Origin of the sequence: Pseudoalteromonas sp. NZS37 (assembly GCF_015864265.1) — a bacterium.
Classification (GTDB): Bacteria; Pseudomonadota; Gammaproteobacteria; order Enterobacterales; family Alteromonadaceae; genus Pseudoalteromonas; species Pseudoalteromonas arctica.
In genome coordinates this window covers 63,434-78,621 of the sequence record NZ_JADYXL010000004.1, presented here as the reverse complement: position 1 = coordinate 78,621, position 15,188 = coordinate 63,434, and the positions used below count along the sequence as shown (strand labels likewise).

Annotated in this window: 12 protein-coding genes; 4 read left to right on the top strand and 8 right to left on the bottom strand. The window is 39.2% G+C overall.

What is annotated here, in order from left to right; all coding sequences use genetic code 11:
• Window positions 1–2 precede the first annotated feature (2 nt).
• Entirely contained in the window at window positions 3–2,237 is a 2,235-nt protein-coding gene (locus I6F47_RS08615) for an ABC transporter permease subunit (protein ID WP_121953755.1), read from the bottom strand.
• A gap of 381 nt (window positions 2,238–2,618) precedes the next feature.
• Between I6F47_RS08615 and I6F47_RS08610 the strand changes: the two genes are divergently transcribed.
• Window positions 2,619–3,125 carry a glycine cleavage system protein R gene (locus tag I6F47_RS08610; protein ID WP_007586460.1) on the top strand — a complete coding sequence of 169 codons (507 nt, stop codon included), beginning with the start codon at window positions 2,619–2,621 and terminating at the stop codon, window positions 3,123–3,125.
• A 176-nt stretch (window positions 3,126–3,301) separates the two neighbouring features.
• On the opposite strand, the gene I6F47_RS08605 is transcribed toward I6F47_RS08610, so the two are convergent.
• The 7 genes from I6F47_RS08605 to I6F47_RS08575 all read right to left on the bottom strand — a co-directional run bounded on the left by I6F47_RS08605 (window position 3,302) and on the right by I6F47_RS08575 (window position 12,603).
• The gene (locus I6F47_RS08605; RefSeq protein WP_007586459.1) at window positions 3,302–3,757 is read right to left on the bottom strand and encodes a hypothetical protein; all 456 of its coding nucleotides are present in this window, start codon (window positions 3,755–3,757) and stop codon (window positions 3,302–3,304) included.
• A gap of 200 nt (window positions 3,758–3,957) precedes the next feature.
• Window positions 3,958–7,077 (bottom strand): efflux RND transporter permease subunit, encoded by a 3,120-nt coding sequence (locus I6F47_RS08600; protein WP_165722418.1) that lies wholly within the window; start codon window positions 7,075–7,077, stop codon window positions 3,958–3,960.
• A gap of 8 nt (window positions 7,078–7,085) precedes the next feature.
• Window positions 7,086–8,639: an efflux RND transporter periplasmic adaptor subunit gene (locus I6F47_RS08595; protein ID WP_197183696.1), complete on the bottom strand. Its 1,554-nt coding sequence runs from the start codon at window positions 8,637–8,639 to the stop codon at window positions 7,086–7,088.
• Complete coding sequence (locus I6F47_RS08590) at window positions 8,629–10,005, bottom strand: TolC family protein (protein ID WP_165722414.1); 1,377 nt, start codon at window positions 10,003–10,005, stop codon at window positions 8,629–8,631. Before I6F47_RS08590 ends, I6F47_RS08595 begins: the two co-directional genes overlap by 11 nt.
• 258 nt (window positions 10,006–10,263) lie before the next feature.
• Window positions 10,264–10,626 (bottom strand): hypothetical protein, encoded by a 363-nt coding sequence (locus I6F47_RS08585; RefSeq protein ID WP_225913250.1) that lies wholly within the window; start codon window positions 10,624–10,626, stop codon window positions 10,264–10,266.
• Window positions 10,627–10,720: 94 nt separating this feature from the next.
• Window positions 10,721–11,335 carry a paraquat-inducible protein A gene (locus I6F47_RS08580; protein ID WP_007586454.1) on the bottom strand — a complete coding sequence of 205 codons (615 nt, stop codon included), beginning with the start codon at window positions 11,333–11,335 and terminating at the stop codon, window positions 10,721–10,723.
• Window positions 11,336–11,337: 2 nt separating this feature from the next.
• Window positions 11,338–12,603: an EAL and HDOD domain-containing protein gene (locus tag I6F47_RS08575; RefSeq protein WP_165722412.1), complete on the bottom strand. Its 1,266-nt coding sequence runs from the start codon at window positions 12,601–12,603 to the stop codon at window positions 11,338–11,340.
• Window positions 12,604–12,753: 150 nt separating this feature from the next.
• On the opposite strand from I6F47_RS08575, the gene I6F47_RS08570 reads away from it, so the two are divergent.
• The 3 genes from I6F47_RS08570 to I6F47_RS08560 all read left to right on the top strand — a co-directional run bounded on the left by I6F47_RS08570 (window position 12,754) and on the right by I6F47_RS08560 (window position 15,088).
• A complete protein-coding gene (locus I6F47_RS08570) occupies window positions 12,754–13,503 on the top strand; it encodes a substrate-binding periplasmic protein (protein ID WP_165722410.1) in 750 nt (249 codons plus the stop codon).
• Window positions 13,504–13,581: 78 nt separating this feature from the next.
• Window positions 13,582–14,148 (top strand): PhnA domain-containing protein, encoded by a 567-nt coding sequence (locus I6F47_RS08565; RefSeq protein WP_007586451.1) that lies wholly within the window; start codon window positions 13,582–13,584, stop codon window positions 14,146–14,148.
• Between the two features lie 121 nt (window positions 14,149–14,269).
• Window positions 14,270–15,088, top strand: coding sequence for an META domain-containing protein (locus I6F47_RS08560; RefSeq protein ID WP_197183695.1), 819 nt, complete (start codon window positions 14,270–14,272; stop codon window positions 15,086–15,088).
• Window positions 15,089–15,188 lie beyond the last annotated feature (100 nt).

The following is a 15,188-nucleotide window of genomic DNA, read 5'->3' as shown; positions in this document are numbered from 1 at the left end:
GCTTACATCGAGCTATATTTTTCACGCAGTTGCTGGCGAACAAACTCAGCTACTGTGTTAAAAATGAATGTGAATATGAATAGTACAAAGGCCGCTAAGAACAGTATTCTATAATGTGAACTGCCTACTTCAGACTCTGGCATTTCAACTGCAATATTTGCCGCAAGCGTTCGCATACCTTGGAAAATACTCCAATCCATAATAGGTGTATTACCCGTGGCCATAAGTACAATCATGGTTTCGCCAACTGCTCGGCCAAGTCCCATCATTACCGCTGAGAAAATACCAGGGCTTGCTGTTAGTAATACAACGCGTATTAGTGTTTGCCACTGCGTTGCACCTAATGCTAATGAGCCGTTTGATAAATGCTTTGGAACACTAAATACAGCATCTTCTGCAATTGAGAATATGGTAGGAATAACCGCAAAACCCATCGCAATACCTACAACAAGTGAGTTACGTTGATCGAATGTCATACCCAGCTCATTTGTTAAGTACTGACGTACATTGCCGTCAAACATCCAAAGCTCAACAAATCCACTCATCGCAAACGAAAACCAACCAATAAGTAAGACGACCGGAATAAGGATTATTGAATGAGAACCTTCAGGAATTCTATGGCGAATTTTTGTTGGCAATTTAGTCCAAGCTAAGCCCGTCGCTAACATACCTAGCGGTAATAGTACGAGTAACCCAACAATCGCAGGTAAGTGTTCTTCTATTAACGGTGCTAACCAAAGACCCGCTAAAAAACCCAAAATAACCGTTGGTAATGCTTCCATTATTTCTACGGTAGGCTTAACCACTTTACGTAATTTGCTCGACATAAAGTATGCCGTGTAAATAGCCGCCGAAAGCGCGATTGGTACAGCAAACAACATAGCGTAAAGTGCAGCTTTTAATGTACCAAACGAAATTGGCACTAATGAAAACTTAGACTCAAAGTCATCACTAGCTGATGTTGACTGCCATATATAACCTGGCTCTGGGTAACCTTCGTACCACACTTCTTGCCAAAGTGCTGACCAAGTAACTTCTGGATGCTCGTTGTGAATATCTAATACGGTTAGTTTGTTATCCGCTAAAATTAACGCAGCATTTGAACGTGGTGCAATTGCAAAGTTCTCTATTGCACCTTCACTTACTTTACCTTGCCAAAGTTTTGCTTCACTTGTTGTGTAATACACACCTAGCTCACCATTATTGCCGGTAGTAAAAAAAGTACGACGGTAAAACTCAGTAAATATATTTAGCTTACTTTGCTTAGTCGTTTCAAATGAGCGAATTTTTTGATATTCGCGGCCTGTGTCAGTGTTTACTTCAAACCACTGCGAAACCTCACCGTTATCATTCGCAAGCATTAATGAGTTTGCACCAGCCAACAACTGTGCAGATACAATATTTGCATTTTCTTCGTTAGCCGAAAGTAATTGAATTTGCTCTACATCACTTGGGTCTCGTGTATCGTATACATACACTTGATTAGCAGAACGCACAAAAGTACGTGTTGTATCTGGCGACATTAATAACTCGTCTACACGTCCTTCAACATCAAGTTCTGTACGCTCAACAACCCACTCAACTTCACCAGTAAACATATTCTCTTCAGCAACAAAACTGCTAAACAGTACACGTTTATCTTCGGTAAGTGCTACAACTGCTGTTTTGTCTTCATAGTGACTAAATGCAAAGCGTTTAATAGCCGCACCTTGCTCATCTACTTCTAAAGCCATTTCCCCAAGAGGAAAACCTAAGCGAGGTGTTAATTTACGTTCGTTGTTTGGAAAGGTAACTAAAAATTTAGGTGCAACAACCATTACGGTGCCATCTTTTAAACCAAACGCATAATGCCCTTGAAAAGGCGCGCTAGTTGCAAAGCTTGTTGCATCACTAGGTAACTCTGCATTAAGCATTTTGAGTTTTTTACCAAAACTACCTGACTCAACACTGTAAAAATCAACCTGCCCCTGCTCACTTAGTAAATAAGCTACTTCAGTTTGCTCTTCTACGCCTAAACCTACTATTTGCTGTGAATTAGCAACATGAAAGCTATCGCGCTTTTCTACTTTTGCTGATTCAAAAATTGGCTGTACTACATAAAGAAGGTAAAAGAATATTAATAGCAGCGCTACTAATACCATTATCCCACCTGCGGTTATGCCAAATTTGGCAAACCGATCTTTAAATAGACGGCTTCGATCCGTATTAAAAGTCGGCTTATTCGGATTTGAAGTCATCAAAACACCCTTAAATCTTAACGTTGCATAAATTATATTTCATCAAGATGACAGTATTGTTACAACGGTAACAATAAGCACTCTAAAACAGCTTTAAATAAAACTAACGAGGGAAAAGTCTAAATTAGCTTCAAATAGGTGATTTATAAGTGAACTAAATTATAAAATAATTGGACAAAGTATTTATCGAGGTCAATACTAAAAGAGTACTTAGTAAATAATAATGACTATTAATACTGCGTATAGTCAACACAACTATATCCATTTTTTTAACTTATAATCAAAGATTTATAAAAAAGTGCAACAACACACAATTTAAATTAGACAACATACTTAATGCCTATGCATTTACTTTCTTTGGGCTTAAAAAGAGAATTATTTATGAAGCAGTTGGTTATAACTATTTTAGGGAAAGATCGCCCTGGTTTAGTAGAGAGCATCTCATCAGTCGTATTACAGAATCATGGCAACTGGCTAAGCAGTAACTTAAGCCATTTATTAGGTCATTTTGCAGGTATTATTCAACTTGAAGTTGCTGAGGAGCATTTTCAATCATTACAAAGTGCTTTAAATAAGTTACCTAAGTTAGACGTTCGTATTGAAACCGGAAACACAGAGATTGAACCATCAACACTAGAGCAAATTAATCTAGTTATAACAGGTAACGACCGTCCTGGTATTGTTCAAGAACTGGCAAGTGTAATACGTCATAAAGGCGCTAATATTACTCACTTAAATTCAAGACAACAAAGTGCACCTAATTGGGGAGTGCCTATTTTTAGCGCTGTTGCTACCGTTACTTTGCCAAATGGTATGGATAAAGACGAAGTTATTGAAGCATTGGAATCAATTACAAGTGATTTAATTGTAGATACGGAAGAAGTTTAACCTCCATTTATGCGTGCCATACAACTGACACGCATACCATTTCAGTCCATCAAAATGCTCTGCAGATTATTTAACGCAGACATAAAATAAGCCGATGCAAGCATCAGCTATTTTAAATAATCACCTTAAAGCTAATAAGAGCGAGATAAACTCAGTAATCCCGCTCTTTTATAAAGCTACATATCCATATGACGATTAGTACTTTGCATCATTTGCTTTATACCTTGCTTTTCAAGCTCTAGTATTTGTTGAAGCTTTTCTTGCCCACTTTCGGTTTCGGCGCGTTCAAGTAAGTATTCATATAACTCAATCACTTTTTGATGTTGCTGTGCTAAATAGCCTTGAATGACTTCTTCATCGAATTGCTGATCTTTACTAATGTCTTCAAAAGTAATTAGCTCAGGATTTTTAGCAAAGTATTCATAACTGTACGTATCGAGCGTATTTATTTCGGTTATCGCTTTAAACCCGACTAAATCTTCGGCGAGTTTTTTTTCGTAATTTAGGTAGTAGTCCACCAGCATTGCATTATGTTCATCGAGTAAATCCTTTACGCTATAAAAATTAGCCGCCATTTGCGTATGAAACAAAACGGTCCAATCGTATACCTCTTTAATTGTTTTAACTTGCATGTGCATTCCTTACTTAGTTGACTGTATAGGTAATACACTGCGTAAAGCGTGCCAATTAAAAAGCTATTTAAAAACAGTTAGTTAATTTAAATATGAGTAATAACTAGCTATTTAATAGAACAACTTACAAATTATAGGTAATTTTTATAGAGCAATGCGTGAGTAGTAACCGCACTGCTCTATAGTCTTGTTGTTTTATATTATTTAAGTCCTTGTTTGCGCCACAGCAAGTAAACAGCAGGAATAACAAGTAAGGTGAGTACAATTGCACTGCCCATACCGCCAACCATAGGCGCTGCTATTCGGCTCATTACTTCGCTTCCGGTGCCTGTACCATAAAGTACAGGTAATAAACCGATAATAATTGTCGCGACAGTCATCATAACCGGGCGCACTCTAAGCCCTGCTCCTTCAATAATAGCTTGCTGTAATTGCACTAAACTAAGCGGTTTTCCGGCTTGCTCTGCTTCGAGGCACTTTTCTTGATAGGCTTGGTTTAAATACACCAACATAATGACTCCTATTTCTACCGCTACTCCAGCTAAGGCAATAAAGCCTACACCTACTGCAACTGAAAAGTTAAAGCCCTCTAAATACATTAGCCATACGCCACCAATCATTGCCAGTGGCAACGTAGCCATAATAATAGTGACCTCAGCAAAGCTTCTAAAATTAAGGTAAAGCAATACAATAATAATCGCTAATGTAAGTGGTAATACATAAGTCAATTTGTCTTTAGCGCGCTGCATGTATTCATATTGCCCAGCCCACGTAATTGAGTAGCCAGCAGGTAGTATTAGGTCTTTATTGAGCACTTGCTGAGCGTGCTCAACGTAAGTACCAATATCAACGCCATCTATATCAATAAAACTCCAACCGTTTAAACGTGCATTTTCGCTTTTTATACCAGGCGGTCCATCTTCAATAAATACATCGGCTACATCACCAAGTGCTATACGCTGCCCTGTAGGCGTTACAATAGGTAACAACATTAACTCTTCTGGCGAGTCTCTGTATGCTTGCGGATAACGTAAATTAACAGGGTAACGCTCTTGCCCTTCTACCGTTTGTGTTACGTTTGTACCACCTATTGCAGTAGATACAACTTGCTGTACGTCGCTAATGTTTAAGCTATAACGCGCGGCTTTTTCACGATTTATATCTACTTTTATATAACGTCCACCGGCTACTCGCTCTGAGTAAACCGATGCGGTGCCTTGCACATCTTTTAAAAGCACTTCTATTTGTTGACCAATTTTTTGAATTTCGCTCAACTTTGGTCCCGCAACTTTAATGCCCACGGGAGTTTTAATACCCGTTGCGAGCATATCAATACGTGTTTTAATTGGCATTACCCACGCATTCGTCAACCCTGGAAACTTAACTAAGCCGTCGAGTTCTTTTTTCAGCTTTTCAAGGGTCATACCCTCGCGCCATTCGTCTTTTGGTTTTAGCTGAATAAACGTCTCTATCATTGTAAGAGGCGCAGGATCTGTTGCAGTTTCTGCTCGCCCAACTTTACCAAATACCGTTTTAACTTCGGGTACTGTGGCAATTAACTTGTCGGTTTGCTGTAGTATTTCGCGCGCTTTACCTACCGATAAACCTGGATACGTTGTGGGCATATACATTAAGTCGCCCTCATCGAGTGGCGGAATAAATTCACTGCCTATTTTGTTTACCGGGTAAAAGCCAATAACAGAAACAACCACCGCGAGTACCAATGTCATTTTTGGAAATTTAAGCACCCAGTTAAGTAATGGCCGATACGCTGCAACAAGTAATCGGTTAACTGGATTTTTTTGCTCCGAAATAACTTTACCTCTAATAAAGTAACCCATCAATACCGGCACTAAGGTAATCGCAAGCCCAGCAGACGCTGCCATAGCATAGGTTTTAGTGTAAGCGAGTGGCGCAAACATACGTCCTTCTTGCGCTTCTAAAATAAATACCGGCATAAAGCTGACGGTAATAATTAATAAACTAAAAAATAATGCAGGACCCACTTCACTCGCCGATTTAGCCACAACTTCCCAACGGTTTTCCTTGGTAAGGGGCGTTTTTTCCATATGCTTATGCATATTTTCAATCATGACGATAGCGCCGTCGGTCATTGCGCCTATCGCTATTGCAATTCCTCCTAAAGACATAATGTTGGCGTTAATCCCCTGCCAATACATAATTATAAATGCCGTTAAAATCCCAAGCGGTAACGTAATAATCGCCACCAGCGATGAGCGCACATGAAACAAAAACACCACACACACTAAGGCAACTACAATAAGCTCTTCAATTAGCTTACTTGTTAGATTATCTACCGCGTTATTTATTAAGTTAGAGCGATCGTACACAGGGACTATTTCAACGCCCTCTGGTAATCCCTTTTTAAGCGATTCTAGTTTTTCTTTTACGAGCTCAATGGTTTTTTGTGCATTTTCGCCATAGCGCATAATAACAATGCCGCCGGTTACTTCGCCTTCGCCATTTAGCTCTGCAATACCACGGCGCATTTGCGGTCCGACCCGAATATCAGCTACATCACGTAATTGCAGCGCAGTACCGTTGGCGTTTACACCAAGCGGAATAGCTTCCAAGTCGGCAACACTCTTAATGTAGCCGGTGCTTGTTACCATGTATTCAGCTTCAGCCATTTCAACTACCGAGGCGCCCATCTCTTGGTTGCCTTGTTGAATAGCTGTTTGAATAAGGCTTAGCGGAATACCATATGCCCGTAATTTATCGGGCTCTACATTGACTTGGTATTGCTTAACCATGCCACCAACAGCAGCCACTTCAGATACACCGGGCACAGTTTGTAGCTCAAACTTTAAAAACCAATCTTGTAAGCTTCGTAGCTGACTAATATCGTGTTTATTTGTTTTATCAACTAGTGCGTATAAGTAAATCCAACCTACGCCTGTTGCATCAGGGCCAAGCTCTGGCGTAGCGCTATCGGGTAATCTACTCGCTACTTGGCTTAGGTATTCTTGTACTCGGCTACGCGCCCAATACAAATCGGTTTTTTCGTCAAAAATAACGTAAACGTACGAGTCTCCAAAAAACGAAAACCCCCTTACAGTTTGCGCACCCGGCACAGAAAGCATTGCTGTGGTGAGCGGAAATGTAACTTGGTCTTGCACTACTTGCGGCGCTTGCCCCGGATAAGTGGTTTTTATAATGACCTGAACATCAGATAAGTCAGGCAAGGCATCCACGGGAGTATTTTTTACCGCAAACAATCCTCCACCCAGTAAAATTAATGTAAGCAACAACACAAAAAAGCGATTGCTAACAGACCAGCGAATAATGGCAGTTATCATAATGGCTCCTAGTGAGAACTATGTTGCATAGTAGAATGATCAATCGGCTCTGCGTTTTGCGCTTTAGTAATTACAAATTCATCGTTAATAATGCTAAAAGTAAAATTAATATACTGGGCATTTTCAAACTGACTAATATCAATATCTGGCGCTAATACAAAGTCCATTGTGGCGGGTTCTCGATTCCATTTTTCAATGGCTTCTCGGCTAATATTAATAATGCGATTTTGTGTATCTATGGCGTTAATAGTACCGTTAACAGTCGCATTTTGTGGCTGCATATCCATGTTCATATTTGAGTCTGAACCAGAATCCGAACTCATACCTGAGTTAATACTAGAACTAGGCATTTCCATTCGTTTAAAGTCGGAGCTTTTACTCGATTCAGAGTCTATTAAAAATTGCGCTGAAGTCACTACCGTGTCACCTGTCATTACACCTGACAAAATGACCGCTTCATTACTATTAATTTGCCCAACTTCAACTTCTACCGATTTAAAACGACCCTCACCTAATGCAATAACCACGCGGTTTTGATGCTGCGTGCGGATTACCGCTTCTTTAGGGACTGTAAATTGCGCCTTACTCGCTTTAGCGTGAATGCTCACTTGTGCAAACATATTTGGTTTTAACCGATGATCTGCATTTTCAAACCTAAGCCTTACACGCAGAGTCCGGTTTTTAGCATCAAGCGCGGGGTAAATGTAATCAACCTTACCTTCCCACTTTTGACCTTTTAAGTAATCAAGCGTCATTGTAACGGGCAACCCAACACTCACTTGTTCTGATTGGCGCTCGAACACTTCCGCCTCTACCCAAATTTCATCAAGCTGGGCAATACTCATCATTGATGTGCCTGGTTTAACGTAAAAGCCCTCTCGTACTGTTAGCTCATCTACCACACCACTTTGCTTTGCGTAAAAAGTAATATTTTGCATTATCTTTTTATTTTTTTGTAAGCGCTCGATAAATCCATCAGACACATTTAAAGACTCTAAACGCGCCTTTGCAGCGCGAATTAACACGGTATTATTACGATTAACCGCCAATAAAAGCTCTTCCTGTGCGTTCACCAATTGTGGTGAATACAATGTATATAAAGGCTCACCGGCTTTAACTTCTGCGCCTTGTGCTTTAACGTATAAACTTTCAATCCAGCCTTCTACACGCGGATGAATGTGAATAAGTTGGTCTTGGTTATATTGCACATAACCCACAGTATTTATATCTCTGTGAAGTGTTTTAAGCTGCACTTTGGCAGTTCTTACACCAAAGTTATTAACGACTGCAGGCGAAATAGTTACAGCACCTGGTCCATCCTGAGCCTTGCTAGCGTTTTCATACACAGGTACTAAATCCATTCCCATTGGCGAAAGCCCTGGCGCGTCACGCCTGTAATTACTATCCATAGGGGCTACCCAATATAAGGGCTGTTTTTCAGCGCTTTGCTGTTCATTCATTGCCGAGTTGCTAGGTAAAAACTGCATTACTAAGCCGCCTATTAACCCAAAGGCGCCTGCGCCAACTAAGGCGGCAACAAGTAACTTTAAATTAGTATTCATTGTGTAATTCTCCAGTTTGCTCGCTCATTACTTGGGTGTCTAAGCTACTTGCATAATAATTAAGGCGGGCGGTAATAATATGTTGATCTACTTGAATATTCAGTGCATCAATTTTGGCGTTAAGTTCACCAATGCGCGCGCGCATCACGTCAGAAAAATCCCCGTCGTCGCGTGTATAAGCATTTAGTGTTGCCTGAGATTGCTCTGACATTTGCGGTAATAACGTATTTTGATAAAGCGCATCGCGTTTTTGCAAACGAGCGAGTTGGCTAAACTCCTTAAAGTACATGCCTTTGAGTTTTTGAAGCGCCACCAGCTTTTGTGTTTTAATAGCTTCTGCACTAGCAATAGCCGATTTAACCTGTTGATCTTGTCTGTTATCAGTAAACAATGGCAAATCAATACTAAACCCTACAGAGAGTAAATCAGCTCGCGACTCACCCATCGGGGTATCATCTCGGTAACCATAACCCACATTAACGCCCATTTGAGGTTTGTAGCTTTGCTTAGCGAGCGCAACTTCGGTTTGCTTTGCCGTTACGGTTTTATCTATCGCAATAATTGCGGGATGCGCCATAAGCAACTGTATTAGCTCATCAAATTCAAGGCTCGCAAAATCAACCAGCCCTGTGGTTTTAGTAAACTCAGTATTTAAAGGCTGCATAAGCATATTCATAGGTAACCACTGTGCTAAACGGTTTTTAGCACTTTCAAATTGCTGCTCAAGCATAACCAGCTTATCTTCAAGACGGGTGAGTTCTAATTGCGCACGAATAATATCTTGCTGACGTGTTTTACCTAAGGTGCTTGCGTAGCTTGCTTCGGTAATGTCAATAAGTTGAGTAAATAGCCCTTTATCTAGCTCAATTAAAGCAATACTTCGCTGAGCACGATACGCGTTTAACCACGACTCAATCACAATTGCTTTTACTTGTGCTAAGCGATCGGCGCGCTGCCAAGGGTATTGTTGAGCAGACTGTGCTAATGCTTTTTGTCTAAGCGCTAAACTATTCCCTCGGCTAAACTTTTGGCTCAAATCAACTTTAAGCTGCGTCATCCCTTCTTGATCAAACGCATAACCGTTAGTAGGTAAGTTGAGTAAGCCAACCGTTAAAACAGGATCGGGTAAGGTGCCAGCGGCAATGCTTTGCGCTATTGCTGCATCTTCTTGGTAGCCACTCGCTTTTAGCCATGGCTCATGCGTTAGCGCATAATTAAGCGCTTGCGTTAAGCTAAGCGTTTGCTCATTACTAGTTTGCTTTAGTGTTTCGGTATTTAGGTTATTTTGATTGTTTTGCGCATTAACAGCTGTGCTAAATAACACAACACTACATAATACGACTTTAATACTTACAGCGTGGTTCATCACCTGCTCCATCTAAAAATAAAAGAAAATCTTAAATTAGGAAGCAAAAAAGGTGTTTAGGAGTTTTACAAAAACCTTTTATATCAATTGCATTGAATTAATGATCTATTATTGCGGTAGGGAAATAGCTCTATAACAAGGAAAAAATTACGCAGTATAGTTGCTTTATATAAGTAATTTTTAACGCAGTTAGAGAGTTATTTAACTCGCTAGAATGAGCATGTTTTCAATAAAATTGATATTACACCTATCCTGCTATTAAGCAGACATAGGAGGGCGGTAGAGTGAACGAGGTATATTAATTTGTGTAGTAAATACACGTACATTTACTTTTTCAGATTCAAGTAAAGTAACGCTAAATAAAGTATCAACATTAAGCATTGAGTTAGCAGCGCAGCCACTCATAGGGCATTTACAGTCATTTTGTGGCGTACTTTCGTCGTCGCAACAATCCATCTGCATCATATTTTCAGACATGCTAACGACAGCTGTTGCATCACTACTTTGTGTCATTGGCATTTGGGCATGCGTTGCTGTCTTAGTTGGCATATGTGGCATTTCGCATACCATAGCTACAGACGCAACTGCCTGACCCACAAAAGTGAGCAGTAAAGTTATCATGAGTAAACTAGAGTAAAAACGTTGCAACATTATGCCTTTTAATAAACTTTAAAATGATTGTAAGGTAACCTAACGGCAACCACAAATACTTTAATTATGTAGACTGCGGTTTAGCAGGTGTTTTAATTAAGTTACTCGCGATAATTGCAAATATACAATATGCGCTAAAATACCAAAACCCTTCACCAAATTGTGCATTCATAACAAGTAGCTCGCCACTTTTACCATGGGCGTTACCTGCTAAGTAAGTCACTATTAATGCAATAACAAATACATCAACCATGCTCCACTTACTTAATGCACAAATAACCAGACCGAGCTTTTGCTTAAACCCATTCAAAGGTAGGCAACAATAAAGCAATTGTAATAGCAGCTTTAAGCTTGGAATAACAATAGAAAACAACCCCACTAAAGCGGCTACAAATAAATTATTATTGCTAGCAAGCTCTTTAACTGTGCCTAAAATACTTTGTGTTTTGTTATAGGCGCTAATCTCACCTTCTAACTTATCAAGCCCTAGCATGTTCGAGAACATCATTAGCATACTGCGAGTTCGACCATCGCCCTCTTCAGCCAGCATTTCAATACCCGCTTGCGCTAGTTTTGATTTATCTATGTTGCCCTCTATTGTTAATACTGGTTTTGTAATACCAGGAAACAATAAACAAAGAGCAACCACTACACTTATAACCGACAACCAATTACGCATATTTATTCTGCTATTGCCTCAATAATATCGTCACTGTATAAAACAGCATCCAGTAAAAAATTAAATATATCGCCAATGTGTAGCTCTGAGTTTATGTTGGCCAAATGGACCATAGCTTCATCTACATTATCTAATTCAAATTCTTTTATAAGCGATAAACAGTTTCCTAAAATGCCGCTCTCTAATAGTAACGCATCAGATATAGCTGCATCTAAGGTAAACTCTTTAACTATGTCTTTTAAATCAGCATCTAAAATAGCATCAAGCACCGAGAACAAACCCACTAGATACCCTTGCTCGGTCAGCTCTTTATTATTTTGCTCTAAAATAAGCGACATAAATTGAGCCCGCGTTAAAGCAAGCTTAGTTAATTCGGTTGGTTTTTCGACCCCCAACTCACTAATTGCTAATACACGAACAAATTGCCTTATTGTATCTTCACCTAAATAAATAACCGCTTGTGAAATAGAAGTAATAACTAAATTTGCTTTTCCTGAACGCGCGTTAGCCAGCTTTAAAACCCTGGCTGTTATGGCTACATCTCTGGCCACTCGTTGATGAACTTCTTTAAAGCAAAGTTTTTGTTTTGCTGTAAAACGCAATAGATCAAAAACAGTTAACTTTGAAGGCTCTACACCTTTATACGTAATCATTTCTGGGCGAGAGAAAAAGAACCCCTGAAATAAATCACAGCCTGCCAATTTTAATATATTAAATTGTTCATGCGTCTCTATTCGTTCAACAATTATTTTTGCATGTGGATTTGCGCGTTTTATTTTTTTAATGCGCATATTGGTTTTAATAACCGGATCATCTATCTCAATTTTTATGTAATCAACATGTGCTAATAGTGGCTCCCATTTTGGATCGCCATCGTAATCATCAAGTGCAAAAACATACCCTTCTTTTTTAAGTTCTTGCACACGCTCAGCAACCGCAGGAATATTACCCGTGCGCTCTACTATTTCAATAACACTATTTTCTGGCAATAAAAGTTTGGGAAAGTTATCGAGAATAGTTTCTGATGACAAGTTTATAAAAGCTAAATGATGCGCGGTAAGTCTATCTAAACCTACCAACATTAATGCATTAAAAAACAGGCGGCTTGTCGCATGCACATCAGAAGTGCCCACAGGAAACGCATTGTTGGCTGAGTCTCGATAAAGCAGTTCGTAAGAGAAAACATTCTGCTCTATATCAAAAATAGGTTGCCGCGCGACAAACTGAGTTATTTTTTGTACCTCATCAGGTATGTTATTTAATTTCACTTGGCTCTAAACCTATAAATAAGAGATGGCAAAACAGCCAATAATATGTGTACTTTAATGCAACTCGCATAAGATAAACATAGTCGTCATTGCAAAAATGTTAAAATTACATAACACTAATATAAAAATATTAATATAAAAGGTGGAGATTTGGCTAACTTTATTCGGTTATTAGTACTGAGCCCTCTGCTATTTGTATTTTTTAGCTATGCCAGCATTAACCCTACTCCTCTCAAATACAATGTTAGCGCGTCAGGTAGTCATTATCCATATTATACAAATGATCCAGAAAAGCCTGGTGTATTACCCGAAATTATTGAAAAAGCACTCGATGATGCAAATATTGCAGCTTCTCATATCGACCTACCCACAAAGCGTATTACCAAATATTTACAAGATGAAATAATCGATTTTGATGTTATTTCATTAGAATGGCTTCCAAAGGATGAGAGAAATGACTCTCGTTATGTTTTTTCAGAGCCCCTTATTTATGCCACAGAAATGATTGTTACCTTGCCTCAAAATGCCCAGAACTGGCAAAACGCTGATAGCTTAAAGGGCAAAAATATAGGAACAGTACTAGGTTACTATTACTTTAATGACAACACCTTTGAGCGTGTTGACTTTCCATCCGAGAAAGAACTTATGACCGCTCTATCAAGAAACCGTGTAGAAGCAGCACTAATAGGTAAGTTAACTGCGCTCTATTGGGCAAAGCAGTTAGGGATAAACATTGCCTTTGGCGCACAGCATTCCCATGGTTTTTTAAGAATTCGTTTATTGAGCAAACATAAAGGGTTATTGCCCCAAATAAACCTAGCAATTAAAAACCTTCACGCTCAAGGATATATAAAAAGTATTGAAGATAAGTATATGAGTAATATACCCACACAAAATTAAGGGACTAATGGCGCAGAGCTCGTGTTTTGGAGTACAATAGCAGCAAATGTTAACTCGACCAGAATCAGAAAGAGCCCCATGAGTATTGAAAAAGCCTTAATCGAACGTAGTAATAATCAATGTGAATTGTGTGCAGCCACCGAGAACTTATCTGTTTATGAAGTACCACCGGTAACTGAAACCCACTCAGATAAATGTATTTACACGTGTCAAACATGTAAAGATCAAATCGAGAATAACAGCGAAATAACGCCTACACATTGGCACTGTTTAAACGATAGCATGTGGAGCCAAACTCCTGCAGTACAAGTTGTAGCTTACAGAATGCTTTCGCGTTTAGCGCCTGATAATGGCTGGGCACAAGATGCGCTAGACATGATTTACCTTGAAGAAGACACGCTAACCTGGGCTAAAAAAGCACTTGCCGAAGATGACGATTTAAAGCATGTAGATAGCAACGGTGTAGTACTTCAAGCAGGCGATACTGTTACCCTAATTAAAGACTTAGACGTTAAAGGCAGTAGCCTTACCGCTAAACGTGGAACAGCTGTTCGTAATATTGGCCTAACCAGCAACCCTGAACATATTGAAGGGCGAGTTGACGGCCAGCGCATTGTTATTTTAACTAAGTTTGTTAAAAAATAATCGTTTATTTTTAATTATTAAAGGCGCTAATGCGCCTTTTTTTATGTTTAAAATAAGTTAAGGAATGATTAAGTAACTAGGTAATACACTAAGGACATAATATTGAGTAAGGATAACCAACATGGAAAAGCATCAAGCAGTATCTTCGCGTACAAAAGCAGTTGCAGGGATTGGCTTATTGGCGCTTAGCGCTTTTGCAGTAACTGGCTGCGGTGAGCAAACTAAATCGACTGAAAACACAGAAATTGCAGAAGCAATAACCAGCCTTACTATCCAAGCTAGCTACAAAGATCGCAGTATGCTTCGCCCTGGCTCGCAATTAATAGTTACGCTTTCCAATGTATCTAAAATGGATGTAAAAGCCGATATAATCACACAAGAAGTGATTGATGTTACCCAAGCCCCGCCATTTACCGTTGAGCTAATTTATGATGCCAGCAAAATTAGCGATAAACATCGCTATAGCCTAAGCGCCAGAATTATAAATAAAGACAAAGTGCTTTACACAAGTACAACAAATCATGACCCGTTTGCAGAATCACAGTTAACTACCCCCTATAAAATTGAGCTTTCAAAAGTGTCGACTCAAAAACCCGATGTAACACTCACAAATACTTACTGGAAAGCAATAACAATAAATGCTCAAACTGTGAATGTTACAACTAAAGAACCATTCATTCAGTTCAATAAAGACCACCGCGTTAATGGCTTTTTAGGCTGTAATAATTTTAGCGGAAGCTATAGTACCGAGCAGCAAACAATAACACTTAGTCAGCTAGCAAGTACAAAAAAGATGTGCTCGGATAATATGAGCCAAGAAGCGGCTATGTCTGACGTACTTAGCAAAACTTCAAAGTGGGAAATAACAGGTGAATCACTAAAACTTAAAAACAGTCGCGGTAATACGCTTGCTACTTTTAGTGCGGTTTATTTTAATTAATATTTAGCTCCCTTATATATATTACCTAACACATTCGTATTGATTTTAAATAAAATGCCCAGCAAAGCTGGGCATTTTATTATTCGTTATAAGCGCTATT